We start from the raw sequence: 16,973 nt of genomic DNA, 5'->3' as shown, positions 1-16,973 counted from the left end.
GAACCCGGATCGGCGCCGGTCCACCCGTTCGGGCCACCTCCGCCCCGTCTGTGGGTTCGCTCACAACAAGCCACGATGGCGTTCTTTGTCCCCTCTCACAGCAGGCCGGAACGCCGGGTGACCAGTAACGTCGTCGGTATGACGACTTCCGCAGCAGCACACACTGGATCCGAAGGCGCCATAAAGGACGGCGGCAAGGTGACCGACCGCCTCGTCGCGGCCAACCGGCGCTACGCCGAGGCCTTCACGGATCCGGGCATGGACGCCAGCCCCGTTCTGCACGTCGCCGTGGTCGCCTGCATGGACGCCCGGCTCGACCTGCACCGGGCCCTCGGCCTGGAGCTCGGCGACTGTCACACCATCCGCAACGCGGGCGGTGTGGTCACCGACGACGTGATCCGGTCCCTGACCATCAGCCAGCGCAAGCTCGGCACCCGCAGCGTCGTGCTGATCCACCACACCAACTGCGGCCTGGAGTCCCTGACCGAGGACTTCCGGTCCGAACTGGAGATGGAGATCGGCCAGCGGCCGGCCTGGGCGGTGGAGTCCTTCCGGGACGTGGACCAGGACGTGCGCCAGTCCATGCAGCGGGTGCGCACCTCGCCCTTCCTGCTGCACACCGACGACGTGCGCGGCTTCGTCTTCGACGTGCGCACCGGCCTGCTGCGCGAGATCGACCCGGCCTGACCCGGCACGTACCGGCCGGCCGCCCCGGAACGCGTCCCGCCCGGCGTGCCGAAAAGCCCGAAAGCGCGGTCGGACAAGTCGTATGACCGGCCGCGCCGGGGGCAGTTGTCCACAGGCGGTGACACGAATCGGTAACGGCAGGGAGAATGCGGGGGTGGCACCATGCGGAACCTTTCCCGCGTGGTGCCCGTGTCTGGGGGTGGGCCGGTTGCGCAGTGACAGCGTCGGCCCGGCGGAGAACGGGCCGAGGAGGGCCGGGTGACGACCTATGAGGATCCTGCGAGCCATGGGGGTCCCCCCGCCGGGGCGTATTCGAGGGTGGGAGAAGATGTGACCGCCACCGTCGAGCGGGTGCGCGGTTCGGTGGAGAGCGTGATCGAGGGCAAGCCCGAGGTCGTACGGCTCGCGCTGACCGTGCTGCTCGCCGAGGGCCATCTGCTGATCGAGGACGTCCCCGGGGTGGGCAAGACGATGCTCGCCAAGGCGCTGGCGCGGTCCATCGACTGCTCGGTGCGGCGCATCCAGTTCACTCCCGACCTGCTGCCCTCGGACATCACGGGCGTGTCGATCTGGGACCAGCAGCGCCGGGACTTCGAGTTCAAGCCGGGCGCCATCTTCGCGCAGATCGTGATCGGCGACGAGATCAACCGCGCCTCGCCCAAGACCCAGTCCGCGCTGCTGGAGTCCATGGAGGAGCGGCAGGTCACCATCGACGGGCAGACATACGAACTGCCCAGCCCCTTCATGGTGGTGGCCACCCAGAACCCGGTGGAGATGGAGGGCACCTATCCGCTGCCCGAGGCCCAGCGCGACCGTTTCATGGCCCGCGTCTCCGTCGGCTATCCGAGCGTGGAGGCCGAGCTGCGGATGCTCGACGTGCACGGCGGGGTCAGTCCCCTGGAGGACCTCCAGCCGGTGGCGCACGCGCACGAGATCGTGAAGCTGGTCGAGGCGGTGCGCGACGTGCACGTCGCCGAGCCGGTCCGGCGGTACGCGGTCGAACTGGTCGCCGCCACCCGCACCCATCCCGACCTCAGACTCGGCGCCTCCCCGCGTGCGACGCTGCACCTGCTGCGCGCCGCCAAGGCCACCGCCGCCCTGGCCGGCCGGGAGTACGCACTGCCGGACGACGTGCAGTCGCTCGCCGTCGCCGTCCTCGCCCACCGCCTGCTGCCCACCGCGCAGGCCCAGCTCAACCGCCGCACGGCCGAGCAGGTGGTGCTGGAGATCCTCCAGCGCACCCCGGTGCCCCAGGCCCCCGGCCGGCCGGCCGGCACCGGTGATCTCGGGCGGACCGTCCCGGCCTATCCGCAGCAGCCCCCGCGGAGTCTGTGATGAGCCCCGGGGGGGCCGGTCCGGCCGAGCCCGAAGGCGGGCAGCCGGGCGGTGTCCGCACGGCCCTGTCGGGGCTGACCACCCGGGGCCGTTCCTTCCTCGCGGCCGGGATCGCCGCCGCGATCTGCGCGTTCGTACTGGGTCAGGACGATCTGCTGCGGGTCGGCCTGCTGCTCGCCGTGCTGCCCCTGATCTGCGCCACCGTGCTGTACCGCACGCGTCACCGGGTGGCCGGGAGCCGCCTGCTCGCGCCCGCGCGGGTGCCGGCCGGCGGCGAGGCCCGGGTGCACCTGCGCATGGACAACGTCTCCCGGCTGCCCACCGGCCTGCTGATGCTCCAGGACCGGGTGCCCTACGTCCTCGGCCCGCGCCCCCGGTTCGTGCTGGACCGGATGGAGCCGGGCGGCCACCGCGAGGTGTCCTACCGGGTCCGCTCCGATCTGCGCGGCCGCTATCCGCTGGGCCCGCTCCAGCTCCGGCTGACGGACCCCTTCGGCATGTGCGAGCTGACCCGCTCCTTCGCGACACAGGACACCCTGACCGTCATCCCGCGCGTGACCCCGCTGACCCCGGTCCGCTTCGCCGGGGAGGCACAGGGGTACGGCGAGGGGCGGCAGCGCTCGCCGGCCCTCGCGGGCGAGGACGACGTGATCCCGCGCGGCTACCGCTACGGCGACGACCTGCGCCGCGTGCACTGGCGCTCCACCGCGCGCCACGGCGAGCTGATGGTGCGCCGCGAGGAGCAGCCCCGCCGTTCCCGGTGCACGGTGCTGCTGGACACCCGCGGCGGCGCCTACGAGGGCGCGGGCCCGGATTCGGCCTTCGAGTGGGCCGTCTCCGGCGCCGCCTCAGTGCTGGCGCACCTGCTGGAACGGGGCTTCTCGGTACGGCTGCTGACCGACGGCGGCGGCACGGTGCCCGGCGAGAGCGGCGACGGCTTCGCGGGCACCGGCCAGGAGACGGCGGAGACGGCCGGCCTGATCCTGGACACCCTCGCGGTGATCGACTACTCCGAGGGCACCGGCCTGTCCCGCGCCTACGACGTGCTGCGCACCGGGAACGAGGGGCTGCTGGTCGCCTTCCTCGGCGACCTGGACGAGGAGCAGGCCGCCACGGTCGCCAGGATGAACCGGCGCGGCGGCGGCGCCGTCGCCTTCGTGCTGGACCCCGGCGTCTGGACCCGGGAGGCGACCGATGTGCCCCGGGCCGGTGACCGGCACGAGGAGCGGCTGCGACTGCTGCGCGAGGCGGGCTGGACGGCGCTGAGCGTGCCGCGCGGCGCCTCGGTGGAGGAGCTGTGGCGGCAGGCGGACCGGGAGCGCTCGGGCCTGGTGCCGCTGAGCGGGGAGGCACGGGGATGAGCGGACGGGCACGACTGGCGCTGTGCGCGGCGGCGGCCACGCTGATGGCGTCCTGCGCGCTGCTGCCGCTGGTCGCCAAGCCGACCTGGCTGCTGCAACTGGTGCCGCTGGTGGCCGTGCAGACCGGGGTGGGCGCGGCGGCCCGGCGGGTCCCGCTCGGCCGGGCGCTGACCCTGGTCGCCCAGCTGGTGGTCACCCTGGTGCTGCTGACCCTGATGTGCGCCCGGCAGCACGCGATCGCCGGGCTGATCCCGGGCCCGGACACCGTCCGCTACGTCGCCGAGCTGCTCCGGCAGGGCACGGACGACATCAGCCGGTACGCGATACCGGCGCCGCTCACCGACGGCATCCGGCTGATGCTGATCGGCGGTGTCCTGCTGATCGGGCTGCTGGTGGACACGCTCGCGGTGACCTTCCGCAGCGCGGCCCCGGCCGGGCTGCCGCTGCTCGCGTTGTACTCGGTGGCCGCGGGGCTGTCCGACGGCGGCGCCGACTGGCTGTGGTTCCTGGTGGCGGCGGCCGGTTATCTGATGCTGCTGCTCGCCGAGGGCCGGGACCGGCTCGCCCAGTGGGGCCGGGTCTTCGGCGGCGCGCCCCGGGCGCCGGGTGCCCCGCGGGCGGGTGAGGCGACGCCGCTGCGCACCGGCCGCCGGATCGGCGCGGTCGCGCTCGGTGTGGCCCTGGTCGTGCCGCTGGCCCTGCCCTCGCTGGACGGCGGCCTGCTGGACGACGCCCGCGCCGGCATGGGGGCGGGCGGCGACGGGAGCACGATCTCGGCGGTCAACCCGCTGGTGGCGCTGCGCGACAACCTGAACACGAACGACGACCGCCAGGTGCTGTCCCTGCGGACCAGCACCAACGACCTCTCCGATCTGTATCTGCGCATCGTCTCCCTGGACGAGTTCGACGGCACCACCTGGAAGCCGGCCCAGCGTCATGTCACCGACGTGCCGGACCGGCTGCCCACGCCGGCCGGCCTGGGCGACGACGTCCGGCGCGGCACGATACGGACGACGGTCACCGCGGCGGACACCTACGCCCAGGACTGGCTGCCGATGCCCTATCCGCCGAGCCGGGTGCGGCTCAGCGGCCGGTGGCGGTACGAGCCGGTCGGGATGACCCTGGTCGGCGACCACGGCCAGACCACCCGGGGCGAGACCTACGAGGTCACGAGCCTGGACGTGGAGCCGACCGCGAAGCAGCTGGCCGCCGCGCCCCGGCCGCCGGCGGCCCTGTGGGACGAGTACACGAAGGTGCCGTCGTCGCTGCCGCCGGTGGTGGCCCGTACCGCCAAGGAGATCACCGAGGGCACGAGCAGTCACTACGAGGAGGCCGTCAAGCTCCAGGACTACTTCGCCGTCACGGGCGGCTTCCAGTACGACACCCAGGTGGAGGTCGGCCAGGGCCCCCACGCCCTCGCGAACTTCCTGGAGAAGAAACAGGGCTTCTGCGTCCACTTCTCCTTCGCGATGGCGGCGATGGCCCGCACCCTCGGCATCCCGGCCCGGGTCGCGGTGGGCTTCGCGCCGGGCACCCCGCAGGCCGACGGCACGGTGGCGGTGAGCCAGCGGGACGCGCACGCCTGGCCCGAGCTGTACTTCGAGGGCGTGGGCTGGACCCGCTTCGAGCCGACCCCGACCCGGGGCACCACGCCCTCGTACACCCAGTCGGACACCCCCGGCAGCTCGCTGCCCGAGGAGGCGCTGCCGCCCCGGCGCGCGTCCTCGGCGCCCTCGGCGGCGGCCTCGCCGAGCGAGGGCTGCGCCGGCGGGCTGCGCCGGATCCGGTCCTGTGACAGCCCGTCCGCCGCGGCGGTCCCGCACTACGACCACGCCGACACGGACTGGTGGGTGTGGCCGGCGGCCGGGGCGGGCGCGCTGCTGGTCCTGGCGGTGCCGCTGTCGCCCCTGCTGTGGCGGCGGCGGATGCGCGCGCTGCGGCTGGGCGGGCACGCCCGGACCGCGCAGGGCTCGGCGGCGCACACCCTGGCCGCCTGGCAGGAGCTGACGGACAGCGCCTGGGACCACGGCATACCGCCGGACGGGTCGCTCACCCCGCGCAAGGCCGCCGACCGGATCGTCCGGCTCGGACGGCTGGATCCGGCGGCCGGGGCCGCGGTGCACCGGGTGGCGGACGCGGTGGAACAGGTGCTGTACGCACCCCGGCCGCGCCCGGCGGCGGGAGCGGCCGGGGACGTGCGCCGGGCGGTCGAGGGGCTGCGCGCCGTGGTGAGCACCGGGACCCGGCTGCGGGCGCTGTTCCTGCCCCGTTCGTCGGTCCGGGCGTGGTGGGCGGTGTCGGCCCGCTGGTCCGCGCTGCGGGCCCGGGCCGCCGCCGCCCGGCCGGCGCTGCGGCGCCCCTCCGGCCAGGAGAGCTGAGCGCGCGGGAGGCACCGCACGCGTGAGGGGCGGCCACCTTCCGGTGGCCGCCCCTCACGTGTGTCCGCGGGTCAGTGGCCCTGTTCGTCGCGGCGGCGCTGCCAGCGCTGCTCGATCCGGTCCATCATGGAGCGTCTGGGCCGTACCGGCCGGCGCGCGATGCCCGGTGGCTGCTCGCCCGGTTTCGGGGTCTTGCGCCAGCCGGTGACGGCCAGTACGGCGCAGCCCAGCATGACGAGGAAACCCACCACGCTGACCCAGATCAGTTGCATGACCATTCCGGTCATGAGGAGCGCGATACCGATGAGAAAACCGACGACCGCCTGGTAGACCCGCCGCCGGGTGTACGTCCGCAGCCCGTTTCCCTCAAGCGCTGACGCGAACTTGGGATCTTCGGCGTACAACGCTCGCTCCATCTGCTCGAGCATGCGCTGCTCGTGCTCCGAGAGCGGCACGGAGTCCTCCTCATCGTGCAGTCGCCGGGGCGACCCGGGGGGTCCCTTCAGGATAGGCAGGGAATCGCCCCCGTGAAACCCGCCCCTCTACGCCAATTGGCCAACCGGATTCCGTCATGGCCGTCCGGCTCGCTGAGGCTTCCATTCCCCGGCAGCCGACTCGTCATGCCGAGCGGTGTACCTCGATCATACGGCGCAAACCGCTCGATCGGGGGGCCTGTGGTGTACTCCATCCGCGGCCGAGGCGCTGATCAGCGGCTGTTCCCGATGGTGCACTCAGGGCACGTAAGGCCCCCGTGGCGCTCAGCTCGCGGCGGCACCCGGAATCTCACCGAGCACATGGAGCTGGGTGGCGACGGAGTGGAACGCGGGCAGTTCGGCCGCCGCGGCCTCCAGCCTCAGCAGCGCGTCCACGGCACCGGGCGCGGTGTCCACCAGGACGCCGGGCACCAGGTCGGCGAAGACCCGCACGCCGTGCACCGCGCCGATCCGCAGGCCGGCGCCCTCGACCAGCGCGGTGAGCTGCTCGGCGGTGAACCGGCGGGGCATGGGGTCGCCGCTGCCCCAGCGGCCGTCGGGGTCCTGGAGCGCCTGGTGGGCCTCGGTGAAGTGACCGGCGAGGGCGCGGGCGAGGACGGCGCCGCCGAGGCCGGCGGCGAGCAGGCTGAGGACGCCCTCGGGGCGCAGCGCGGCGACCGCGTTGCGGACGCCCTCGGCCGGGTCGTCCACGTACTCCAGGACGCCGTGGCACAGGACGGCGTCGTAGCCGCCGCGCTCGACCACGTCGAACAGGCCGTGCGCGTCGCCCTGCACGCCCCGGACCCGGTCGGCGACGCCGGCCTCGGCGGCGCGGCGCTCCAGGGCGAACAGGGCGTTGGGGCTCGGGTCGACCACGGTGACGCGGTGGCCGAGACGGGCGACGGGCACGGCGAAGTTCCCGCTGCCGCCCCCGGTGTCGAGGACGTCCAGCGAGTCCCGGCCCGTGGCCTTGACCCGGCGGTCGAGGGCGTCTTGCAGGACGTCCCAGACCACGGCGGTACGCAGGGAGGCGCGGGGGCGCGACGGGTCCGACACGGCAGTTGACTCCTCGGCGGTGCTGAAGGACTTCAGGCGACTCCACCCTATTGCCTCCGGCGCCACAGCAGGTCATCGCGTCGGCGACCGCCCCGGTGCGTCGTGACCGGCGACCGGTCTGGTGCGTCGACCGGCGGCCGGTCCGGTGGATCGTGACCGGTGGCCACCCGGCAGGCCGTGACCGATGATGGCCCGGTGCGGTGCCTCAGGACCGACGGCAACCCCGCGCGGACGGGCAGCAGGCAGGCCGGCAGGCGCCCGTGGTCGCGGGGCACGGTGGAGGCCGGGGGTGGTCAGCCCGTGTCCGGGAGCGGGCCGTGCGGGCGCGGAGTGCCGGGCGCCGGGCCGTCCGGCACTTCCGGTGCGTCGGTGACCGGCGACCGGTCTGGTGCGGCGACCGGCGGCCGGGCCGGCGGATCGTGACCGGTGGCCACCCGGCAGGCCGTGACCGATGGTGGCCCGGTGCGGTGCCTCAGGGCCGACGGCAACCCCGCGCGGACGGGCAGCAGGCAGGTCGGCAGGCGCCCGTGGTCGCGGGGCACGGTGGAGGCCGGGGGTGGTCAGCCCGTGTCCGGGAGCGGGCCGTGCGGGCGCGGGGTGCCGGGCGCCGGGCCGTCCGGCTCCGGTGCGTCGTGACCGGCGACTGGTCTGGTGCGGCGACCGGCGGCCGGGCCGGTGGATCGTGACCGGTGGCCACCCGGCAGGCCGTGACCGATGGTGGCCCGGTGCGGTGCCTCAGGGCCGACGGCAACCCGGCGCGGACGGGCAGCAGGCAGGCCGGCCGGGGCACGGTGGAGGCACAGGTGTGGTCAGCCCGTGTCCGGGAGCGGGCCGTGCGGGCGCGGAGTGCCGGGGGCCGGGCCGTCCGGCTTCGGTGCGTCGGTGTCCTCGCGGGGCCGGGGCAGGACCGGCTGGAGGGCGAGCAGCCGCTCGACGATGCGCAGGAACATCGCCACGTCGCGTATCAGGTCGTCGGCGTCCCGGCGGCCGGCCGCGCCCCGGATGCCCGCCTCGGCTCGGGCGCGGCGCGCGGCGCCGGAGGCGAACAGCGCGCTCCACTCGGTCAGCTCCGGGGCGATCTCGGGCAGCACCTCCCAGGCGCTGCGGATGCGGGCCCGGCGGCGCGCGGAGGTCTCGGGCCGGCCGCGGGCGGCGAGCACCGCGGCGGCGGTGCGCAGGGCGGCGAGGTGGGCCGTCGCGTAGCGCTCGTTCGGGGTCTCCAGGAGCGCGGCCTCCTCCAGTCCGGCCCGGGCCTGGGCGAGCAGGTCGAGCGCGGCGGGCGGGGCGGTGGCCCGGCGGAGCACGGGGTGCACGTCGCTCGCGGGGCCGGTCAGTGAGGGGGCAGGGCCGGTGGCGCGGCGCCGGCGGGCGGCGGCCGCGGACGAGTGGGCCATGACGATCCTCCTGTCGTCTGGGTGACGGCACGTATGCCGTAGGTACCCATCGTGAGGTGTGCCACTGACAATCCGTTCTGAGCTGGGCATTTCCCGCGGCGGAGGCAGCACGGCGAAAGGCACGGGCGCGGCCCGCGCGGCCGGGGCCGCCTGTGAGAATCGGGACCATGGAAAGCACCAGCGCCAGGGCCGGCGGGAGCACGCGCCGCGAGGCCACCCGGCAGAAGCTCTACGAGGCGGCCGTCACGCTCATCGCCGAGCAGGGCTTCTCCGCGACCACGGTGGACGAGATCGCCGAGCGGGCCGGGGTCGCCAAGGGGACGGTCTACTACAACTTCGCGAGCAAGTCGGTCCTCTTCGAGGAGTTGCTGCGGCACGGCGTCGGCCTGCTCACCGCGTCCCTGAAGGAGGCGGCCGAGAGGACGGCACGCGCCGAGGGCGGCAAGGTGGACGCGCTGGACGCGATGATCCGCGCGGGCCTGGTCTTCATCGACCGCTACCCGGCCTTCACCCAGCTGTACGTCGCCGAACTGTGGCGCACCAACCGGGCCTGGCAGTCCACCCTGATGGTGGTGCGGCAGGAGGCCGTCGCGGTGGTGGAGGGGGTGCTGCGCGAGGGCGTGGCGGCCGGTGAGTTCAGCGACGAGATCGATGTGCCGCTGACGGCGGCGGCGCTGGTGGGCATGGTGCTGGTGGCCGCGCTGGACTGGAAGTCCTTCCAGCCGGAGCGCTCCCTGGACGATGTCCACGCGGCCCTGTCCCTGCTGCTCCAGGGACGGGTCAGCGGCCGGTTCTGAAGCGACCGGAAAGGCGCCGGCCCGTTCCCGGTCCGGCGCCTTCCCGTTTCCCCCGTTTCCCCCGTGCCCCCCGTGATCCCCCGTACTTCCTCCCGTACTCCCCCGTACGGGTTCCCCCTGTGTGCCCCGCGGCGGTCGTCCCCCGAGGCCCCTGTGCCTCGCTTCCGCCGATGTGCCGGCGGAAGGAGCGGCCGGGGTCCGGTGCCGTTCCGCCGCCCCGTGCCGGCGGTGCGGGCCGGTCCCCCTGCCGTGGCTCCACTCTCCCCTCCCGGCGGCCGGGGCCCCATCCGCGCGCATACTCATCCGGAAGGCTGAGTACCTGTACTCAGGCCTCCGCGCCCGTGCCCAGGACGCGGGGCCGCCCACTGGCTACGATCGCGTCCGTGTCCGTACTCCCCCTGGTCTTCACCAGCGGCTGGGCCAGCGGTGTCAACGCCTACGCGGTGGTGCTGCTGCTCGGCCTGTTCGGCGTGACGGGGATCGGCGACGACGTCCCGGGGAGCTTGCAGCGCCCGGAGGTGCTGATCGTCGCGGGGGTGCTGTTCCTGTGCGAGGCCGTCGCCGACAAGATCCCGTACGTGGACTCGCTGTGGGACTCGGTGCACACGGTGGTCCGTCCGCTCGCCGGTGCCTGGGTGGGCGCGCTGCTCGCCGGGCAGAGCGGCTCGCTGTCGGATGTGGCGGCCGGGCTGCTCGGCGGTTCCACGGCGCTGGCGAGCCATGCCGTCAAGGCGGGGACGCGGATGGCGGTCAACGCCTCGCCCGAGCCGTTCAGCAACATCGTGCTGAGCGTGGCCGAGGACCTCGGGGCCGGGGGCGTGGTCGCGTTCGCGATGTTCCATCCGGTGGCGGCGGCGGTCGTCGCGGGCGTCCTGCTGGCCGGCGGACTGCTGGCGCTGGTGTTCCTGTTCTCGCGCATCCGGCGCCAGCTGCGCCGCCGGGCCCGTCGCCGCGCGGCCCGGCGCGACCCCTCACGGCCCCGCTGACCTGCGCCGGGGCCGCCCGGCGACCGGATTGTCGGTGGCGGTCGATAAAGTCGCGGGCATGGCACGGATTGCGGTGATCGGCGCCGGGATGGGCGCGATGGCGGCCGCCGCCCGGCTGGCCGTCGCGGGCCACCGGGTGGTGGTGTACGAGCGTACGGAGACGTACGGCGGTGCGGTGCGCCGGTTCGAGCGGGACGGCTTCGGCTTCGACACGGGCCCGGGACTGCTCACGCTGCCCGCGGTGTACCGCGATCTGTTCGTGAAGACCGGCAAGGAACCGCTGGAGGACCGCGTCGAGCTGGTCCAGGTCGACCCGTCCTCGCGGCACGTCTTCGCGGACGGCCGCGAGGTGGCGCTGCCCAACGCCACGCGCGCGGGCGTCGTGGCGGCCCTGGACGAGGCGCTGGGCGCGGGCACGGGCGAGCGCTGGGGTGACTTCCTGGTGCGGGCCCGGGAGGCCTGGGACCGTACCCGCCGGCCGCTGCTGGAGGAGCCGCTGTGGCCGAACTGGCAGGTGCTGGCCGGGAAGGAGCCCTATCCGGCGGTGCCGCACAAGCGGCTGCTGCGCACCCGCCGGGCCGGGACGCTGGCCGAGATCGGCGCCTGGGAGCTGCGGGACGAGCGGCTGTCGGCCCTGCTGGCCGGCCACGCCCTGGCCCACGGACTGGATCCCCGGACCGCCCCGGCGAGCGCGGCGGTGCTGCCGTACATGGAGCACGCCTTCGGCACCTGGTACGTGCGCGGCGGCATCCGGGAGCTGGCGCGCGCGGTGTACGAGCGGTGCGTCAAGCGGCGGGTGGAGTTCGTCTTCGGGGCCGAGGTCACCCGGATCGTGGACGAGGACGGCCGGGCGGCCGGGGTGGAGCTGGCCGACGGCACGGTCGCGGAGGCCGACCACGTCGTGGCGGACGTCGACCCCGTGCGGCTGCGGGCGCTGACGGAGCGTCCGCTGGACGGCGAGGACGATGTGCGGGCCGACCCGGAGGCCGTGACGGCCGCCCGGTTCACCGTGCTGCTCGCCCTGCGCGGCGCCCCGGAGCCCGGTGCCGCGCACCGTACCGTCGTGCATCCGGCGGAGCCCGAGCGGGAGTGGGACTTCCTGGCCGCTCCGGGCGGTGACGAGCCGCCCGTGCCGACGGTGACCGTGCTGCGCCCCGACGACCCCGCGCTCCGGCCCGACGACGGACACGAGTCGGCGGTGCTGTCCGCCGCGGTGCCCACGCGGGCCGTCTGGGACGACGGGCGCACGGCCGCCCGGTACACGGAGCTGCTCCTGGAGGCCGCCGGGCGCGCGATACCGGGCCTGCGCGACCGGCTGCTGTGGCACGAGGTGCGGGCGCCGGGCGCCGGCGAGGCGGAGACGGGCGCCCGCGCGGGCGCCGTGCCCGCGCCGTCGTTCGCCGCCGGTGAGGGCCGCTTCCTGCACCCGGCGAACAGCACGCGGCTGCCGGGGCTCCACCGGGTCGGCGGCTGGTCCCACCCGGGCGGCGGGCTGCCGCACGCCGGCATGTCGGGCGCGCTGGTGGCCGGGCTGATCGTGGAGGGACCGCAGTTCCGCGGCTCCCAGTGAGCGGGGGCCGGGCGGCTCAGAAGCGGTACTGCTCGTCGTACCCGAGACCGGGGCCGCCCTGCTGTCCCGGATAGGGCTGCTCCTGCGGGAGTTCGCCGCCGTGGCTGTCGTCGGTGCGCTGCTGCGGCACCCACACCCCGCCCGGCGGGGTCTCGGCGTAACCGGCGGGGGCGTACGGGTCCTGGGGGTGGCCGGGCTGCTGTCCGTACGGCCGTCCGGGGTCCTGGTCGTAGGAGACGTAGGGCCGGCTGCCGATGTACGGGTCGGAGTAGTTGGCGTAGCCCTGCTGTCCGCCGGTGCCGTCGTAGCCGTAGTCCTGCGTGCCGTAGCCGGAGTAGTCGTAGGCGGGGGCCCCCGGGGCGGGGTCAGGGTAGGCCGGGTCGCCGTAGGCGCCGTAGCCGCCGGTCTCCCCGGGGGTGCCCTGGGGCGGGTGGACGGCGGTGGTCTCGGCGGCGGCCGGGTCGGCCGGGCGGGCGGAGGCGGGGGTGAAGACGTCGTCGTGGTCGTCGTCGAGGTCGCCGGGCGTCCGGGCGGGGCCGTAGCCCACCTGGTCGGGGACGTAGCCCTCGTGGTCGGGGACGTAGGCCTCCTGGCCGGGGTCCGGGAACGCGGCGGCGGTGTCCTGCGGGGCCGGGGCGGGGTCCTTGCGGTTCGCGCGGCCCCGGCGCCGCTTGCTGCCGCCGCCGGCCTGGGGGGCGGGCCGCCGGACCGCCCAGCCGGAGGCGAAGCCGCGGCGGAACGAGAGCGTGACGCAGGTCTGGCCGACCGCGAAGGCCATCGCGCCCAGCGCGATCACGATCACGGAGGGCAACAGCACCCCGACCACGACGCCGAGGAACCCGGCGAAGGCCAGGAGCCGCCAGCGCAGCCGCGCCTTGTACTGCAGCAGCACCTCGCCCAGCAACCACAGTGCGACGCCGCCGAACGCGATGTAGAGGACCGCCCAGCCCATGTACGCCCCTCTCCCAATGACCGCTACTCCCGGTGACCGCTACGCAGTGTGTCCTATCGCGGGGCGGCCGGTCTAGGCCTGCGGACGGTGGTGCAGGCCCAGGTTCTCGTAGATCTCGAGGGTCGCCGTGGAGTTGTTGAGCGTGATGAAGTGCAGTCCGGGCACTCCCTCGGCCAGCAGCCGGGCGCAGAACTCCGTGGCGAACTCGATACCGATGGAGCGTACCGCCGCCGGATCGTCCTTCGCCGCCAGGATCCGCTCTTCCAGGGCGTCCGGGAAACGGGCGTTGCTGAGCTTCGGCAGCCGTTCCAGCATCTTCACGCTCGTGACCGGCAGGATCTCGGGGATCACCGGGGTGTCACAGCCCGCGGCCACCACGCGGTCACGCAGCCGCAGGTAGGACTCGGGCTGGAAGAACATCTGTGTGATGGCGTAGTCGGCGCCCGCGCGGCACTTGTCCACGAAGTGCGCGACGTCGGTGTCCCAGTCCGCGGAGCGCGGGTGCATCTCCGGGAACGCGGCGACGCCCACGCAGAAGTCGCCCGACTCCTTGATGAGCCGGACGAGTTCGGCGGCGTAGGTCAGGCCCCGGGGATGCGGCACCCATTCGCCCATGGGGTCGCCGGGCGGGTCGCCGCGCACGGCGAGCATGTTGCGGATCCCGGCGTCCGCGTACTGGCCGATGATGTTGCGCAGTTCGGCGATGGAGTGGTCCACCGCGGTGAGGTGGGCGACCGGGGTGAGCGTCGTGTCGGCGACGATCTGCTGGGTCTCCTTGACCGTGCCCGCGCGGGTGGAACCGCCGGCGCCGTAGGTCACGGAGACGAAGTCGGGGGCGACCGCCTCGACCCGCCGGAGCGCGCTCCACAAGTTCCGCTCGCCCTTGGGGGTCTTCGGCGCGGAGAACTCGAACGAGTACGTCGTCTTGCCGGTGGCGAGCATGTCGCGCACGGTGCGTGCGCGATCAGTCCTGGTGGACGGGGTTCCGAGGGCCATACGGGCAGGTTAGCCAGGGGCGGACGGTCCCCCAACCACGCCTCGGAAATTTGCCCGAATTGTCGGACCGCTGTCCACCCCTTGGACAGATTCCGGAACGGGGACCCGGCGGGTTCCTACGCCTGCCGCAGCCGCTTCGCGAACTCCGCCGCCGCCGCGCCGGGGTCGTCCGCCTCGGTGATCGCGCGGACCACGACCACCCGGCGGGCACCCGCGTCCAGCACCTCGTCCAGGTTGCCCAGGTCGATGCCGCCGATGGCGAACCAGGGGCGGTCGGTGCCGAGGCCCGCCGTGTAGCGGACCAGACCGAGGCCGGGGGCGTGGCGGCCGGGCTTGGTGGGGGTGGGCCAGCAGGGGCCGGTGCAGAAGTAGTCCACGCCGTCCTGGACGGCCGCGGCGGCGGCCTCCCGCTCGGCGTGCGTGGAGCGGCCGATCAGCACCCCGTCGCCGAGGATCGCGCGGGCCGCGGGGACCGGCAGGTCGCCCTGGCCGAGGTGCAGCACACCGGCGCGGGCCGCGTGGGCGATGTCGGCCCGGTCGTTGACCGCGAGCAGCTTGCCGTGCCGGGCGCAGGCGTCGGCGAAGACCTCCAGGTGCTCCAGCTCCTCGGCGGCCTCCATGCCCTTGTCGCGCAGCTGCACGATGTCGACGCCGCCGGCCAGCACCGCGTCCAGGAACTCGGGCAGGTCGCCCTGGCGCTTGCGGGCGTCCGTGCAGAGGTACAGGCGGGCGTCGGCGAGCGCGGCGCGGGCGGTGTCGGACATGCGTGGGTCCCCCCGTGGTCGGTGTCCCTAGGTGGTCTTCGGCGGTGGTGTCCGGGCGCCGTCCCCGGCGGTGGTGTGCGGGCGGAGGGCCCGCACACCACCTCGTGCGGCGGGCCGGCTCAGACGGCGAGCGCCTGGGCGCGGCGCTTCACCTCCGTGCCGCGATTCTCGCTCAGGGCCTGTGCGGGGGTGCCGGGCAGGGTCGGGTCGGGGGTGAAAAGCCACTCGATCATCTCTTCGACCGTGAAGCCGTCGTCCCGCAGCAGCGTCAGGGTCCCTGACAGGCCCTTGACCACCTTGTCCCCGTCGATGAAGGCGGCGGGCACGTGCAGCGCCCGGTTCTCGCCCCGGCGTACGGCGATGAGCTGGCCCTCCTTGACCAGCTGCCTCACGCGCGTCACCTCGACGCCGAGCATCTCGGCGATGTCGGGAAGGGTGAGCCAGGCGGGGACGAGAGCATCGATCTTTGCGTCAATCTCGGTCACAGCACCTAGGGTAGGCGCTCCGCCGGTTCCGCCGCGATGTGTCGTCGGCCGTCCGCGGGTGCGTTGTGGCTGGTCGGGCCGCTTCCCGGGGCCTTTGGGGGCGCTCCCTCAGCCGGCCGTGGCCTCCTTGAGGGGCTTCGCCGGGTCCGCCAGGGCCGCCACGTCCATGATCCGGCCCGCCTCGATCAGCCGGCGGCCCTGGGCCAGGTCGCGGGGGCGGCCCACGGCCAGCAGCGCCACCAGGCGGCCGTCGCACAGCCAGCACACCGTCCAGGACGGTCCCGCCGGGTCGCCGCGCCACACCGTGCGGTCGCCCGCGGTGTGGTGGCCGGCGTACTGCACGAACCGGCCGAACTGCTCCGACCAGAAGTAGGGCACCGGGTCGTAGACCGCCGGAGCCTCGCCGAGGATGTCCGCGGCGACCGTGCGGGCGCCTTGGAGGGCGTTGTCCCAGTGGTGGACCAGGAGCCGTTCGCCGTAGCGGGCCGAGGGGAAGGACGCGCAGTCCCCGACGGCGTACACGTCCGGTACGGAGGTGCGCAGCCGGTCGTCGGCGAGGACCTCGCCGTGCGCGCCCAGCTCGATGCCGGAGCCGGCCAGCCAGGCGGTGGCGGGGCGGGCGCCGATGCCGACGACGACGGCGCCCGCGGGCAGCCGGGTGCCGTCGGCGAGCAGCACCGCGCCGGGTTCGACCCGGTCCACGCGCGCGTGGGTGCGCAGGCCGACGCCCGCGTCGGCGTACCAGCCGGCCATGGGCGCGGCGACCTCGGCGGGCAGGGCGCCGGCCAGCGGGTGGCCGGCGGCCTCCACGACGGTGACCGCGCAGCCCGCCCCGCGGGCGGCGGTGGCGAACTCGGCGCCGATCCAGCCGGCGCCCACCACCACGACGTCGTGCTGCCGGGCGAGGACGGGGCGCAGCCGTGCGGCGTCGTCCAGGGTGCGCAGCAGGTGCACGCCGGGCACGCCCTCGGCGCCGGGCAGGTTGACCGGCGCGGCGCCGGTGGCGAGGACCAGCACGTCGTAGGGGACGACACCGTGCTCGGTGTCCAGTTCGCGCGCGGCGGGCCTGAGGCCGTACACCTCGCAGCCGAGCCGCAGTTCGACGCCGAGGGACTCGAAGTCCACGTCGAAGGCGGAGCCCTCGGCCGTGCCGAGCAGCACCGCCTTCGACAGCGGCGGCCGGTCGTACGGCTGGTGCGGTTCGGCGCCGATGACGGTGACCGGGCCCTTGAAGCCCTGTTCCCGCAGGGCGACCGCGGTCTGCACCCCGGCCATGCCCGCGCCGACGACGACCACGCGCCGCTCCTGTGCCGTGTCCTCGTGCGGTGTCTGCTCGCTCACGCGATCACCATAGACACATGACGGAACGTCAGTCAGCGGGCGTGCTCGGTGACCTGTTCCACAACGCTGGTGCCGGAGCCCGGCGCGGACTCCCACTCCCAGGTCTCCGCCAGCCGCAGCCGGCCGTCCGCCAGCTCCTCGACCGTGGACACACAGTGCCCGGAGGCGGTCGTCCCGTCGGTCCTGAGCTGCACGTACCGGAAGTCCAGCCGGTCCCCCGCGCGGGTGCCGACCAGATGGCCGCGTACGACGTCACCGCCCGCGTACTCGGCCCAGACGGCGCCGTCCCGCTCGTGGTAGGCGAACCGGGTGCTGGTGCCCACCTGCCCCGGGGCCTGGTCCGACACAGGGGCGAAGAAGAGTCCGTCGAGCGAACGGGCCATGGAACGGGGCTCCCT

At 74.6% G+C, this 16,973-nt stretch carries 16 protein-coding genes; 7 read left to right on the top strand and 9 right to left on the bottom strand.

The genetic code is table 11. The features are described from left to right. The first annotated feature begins 75 nt into the window (after positions 1-75). The 4 genes from AB0E62_RS11165 to AB0E62_RS11150 all read left to right on the top strand — a co-directional run bounded on the left by AB0E62_RS11165 (position 76) and on the right by AB0E62_RS11150 (position 5,761). Complete coding sequence (locus AB0E62_RS11165; protein WP_362191040.1) at positions 76-687, top strand: carbonic anhydrase; 612 nt, start codon at positions 76-78, stop codon at positions 685-687. A gap of 318 nt (positions 688-1,005) precedes the next feature. Beyond that, a complete protein-coding gene (locus tag AB0E62_RS11160; protein ID WP_362191038.1) occupies positions 1,006-2,022 on the top strand; it encodes a MoxR family ATPase in 1,017 nt (338 codons plus the stop codon). Continuing rightward, positions 2,022-3,383 (top strand): DUF58 domain-containing protein, encoded by a 1,362-nt coding sequence (locus AB0E62_RS11155; protein WP_362191036.1) that lies wholly within the window; start codon positions 2,022-2,024, stop codon positions 3,381-3,383. The genes AB0E62_RS11160 and AB0E62_RS11155 overlap by 1 nt, the downstream gene beginning before the upstream one ends. After that, entirely contained in the window at positions 3,380-5,761 is a 2,382-nt protein-coding gene (locus AB0E62_RS11150) for a DUF3488 and transglutaminase-like domain-containing protein (protein ID WP_362191034.1), read from the top strand. Before AB0E62_RS11155 ends, AB0E62_RS11150 begins: the two co-directional genes overlap by 4 nt. Positions 5,762-5,832: 71 nt before the next feature. On the opposite strand, the gene AB0E62_RS11145 is transcribed toward AB0E62_RS11150, so the two are convergent. From AB0E62_RS11145 to AB0E62_RS11135, 3 genes are all read right to left on the bottom strand, one after another. Continuing rightward, positions 5,833-6,216, bottom strand: coding sequence for a DUF3040 domain-containing protein (locus tag AB0E62_RS11145; RefSeq protein ID WP_362191032.1), 384 nt, complete (start codon positions 6,214-6,216; stop codon positions 5,833-5,835). A gap of 303 nt (positions 6,217-6,519) precedes the next feature. After that, complete coding sequence (locus tag AB0E62_RS11140) at positions 6,520-7,290, bottom strand: methyltransferase (protein WP_362191030.1); 771 nt, start codon at positions 7,288-7,290, stop codon at positions 6,520-6,522. Between the two features lie 809 nt (positions 7,291-8,099). Beyond that, on the bottom strand, positions 8,100-8,684 hold the full coding sequence (locus tag AB0E62_RS11135; protein WP_362191028.1) for an SAV_6107 family HEPN domain-containing protein: 585 nt from the start codon (positions 8,682-8,684) through the stop codon (positions 8,100-8,102). Between the two features lie 167 nt (positions 8,685-8,851). Here AB0E62_RS11135 and AB0E62_RS11130 point away from each other — a divergent pair, with 167 nt between their 5' ends. The 3 genes from AB0E62_RS11130 (at position 8,852) to AB0E62_RS11120 (ending at position 12,037) form a co-directional block, all read left to right on the top strand. Further along, a complete protein-coding gene (locus tag AB0E62_RS11130) occupies positions 8,852-9,481 on the top strand; it encodes a TetR/AcrR family transcriptional regulator (RefSeq protein ID WP_362191026.1) in 630 nt (209 codons plus the stop codon). A 383-nt stretch (positions 9,482-9,864) separates the two neighbouring features. Further along, positions 9,865-10,467, top strand: a complete 603-nt coding sequence (locus AB0E62_RS11125) for a DUF4126 domain-containing protein (protein WP_362191024.1) — start codon at positions 9,865-9,867, stop codon at positions 10,465-10,467. A 58-nt stretch (positions 10,468-10,525) separates the two neighbouring features. Continuing rightward, entirely contained in the window at positions 10,526-12,037 is a 1,512-nt protein-coding gene (locus tag AB0E62_RS11120) for an NAD(P)/FAD-dependent oxidoreductase (protein ID WP_362191022.1), read from the top strand. Between the two features lie 16 nt (positions 12,038-12,053). On the opposite strand, the gene AB0E62_RS11115 is transcribed toward AB0E62_RS11120, so the two are convergent. The 6 genes from AB0E62_RS11115 to AB0E62_RS11090 form a co-directional block, all read right to left on the bottom strand. Then, on the bottom strand, positions 12,054-12,989 hold the full coding sequence (locus AB0E62_RS11115; RefSeq protein ID WP_362191020.1) for a hypothetical protein: 936 nt from the start codon (positions 12,987-12,989) through the stop codon (positions 12,054-12,056). 72 nt (positions 12,990-13,061) lie between these two features. Continuing rightward, entirely contained in the window at positions 13,062-13,985 is a 924-nt protein-coding gene (gene metF / locus AB0E62_RS11110) for a methylenetetrahydrofolate reductase [NAD(P)H] (protein WP_362191018.1), read from the bottom strand. Between the two features lie 116 nt (positions 13,986-14,101). Beyond that, positions 14,102-14,749 carry a thiamine phosphate synthase gene (thiE, locus tag AB0E62_RS11105; RefSeq protein WP_362191016.1) on the bottom strand — a complete coding sequence of 216 codons (648 nt, stop codon included), beginning with the start codon at positions 14,747-14,749 and terminating at the stop codon, positions 14,102-14,104. 119 nt (positions 14,750-14,868) lie between these two features. Further along, positions 14,869-15,234, bottom strand: coding sequence for an Rv2175c family DNA-binding protein (locus AB0E62_RS11100; RefSeq protein WP_030641990.1), 366 nt, complete (start codon positions 15,232-15,234; stop codon positions 14,869-14,871). A gap of 108 nt (positions 15,235-15,342) precedes the next feature. Further along, a complete protein-coding gene (locus AB0E62_RS11095; RefSeq protein ID WP_362191014.1) occupies positions 15,343-16,575 on the bottom strand; it encodes an FAD-dependent oxidoreductase in 1,233 nt (410 codons plus the stop codon). A gap of 32 nt (positions 16,576-16,607) precedes the next feature. Next, the gene (locus AB0E62_RS11090) at positions 16,608-16,958 is read right to left on the bottom strand and encodes a hypothetical protein (RefSeq protein WP_362191012.1); all 351 of its coding nucleotides are present in this window, start codon (positions 16,956-16,958) and stop codon (positions 16,608-16,610) included. Positions 16,959-16,973 lie beyond the last annotated feature (15 nt).

The sequence above is a fragment of the Streptomyces sp. NPDC038707 genome, assembly GCF_040636485.1.
In the GTDB taxonomy this organism is placed as follows: Bacteria; Actinomycetota; Actinomycetes; order Streptomycetales; family Streptomycetaceae; genus Streptomyces.
Note: the sequence above shows the minus strand (reverse complement) of the source record. Positions and strands in the feature narration are given on the sequence as shown.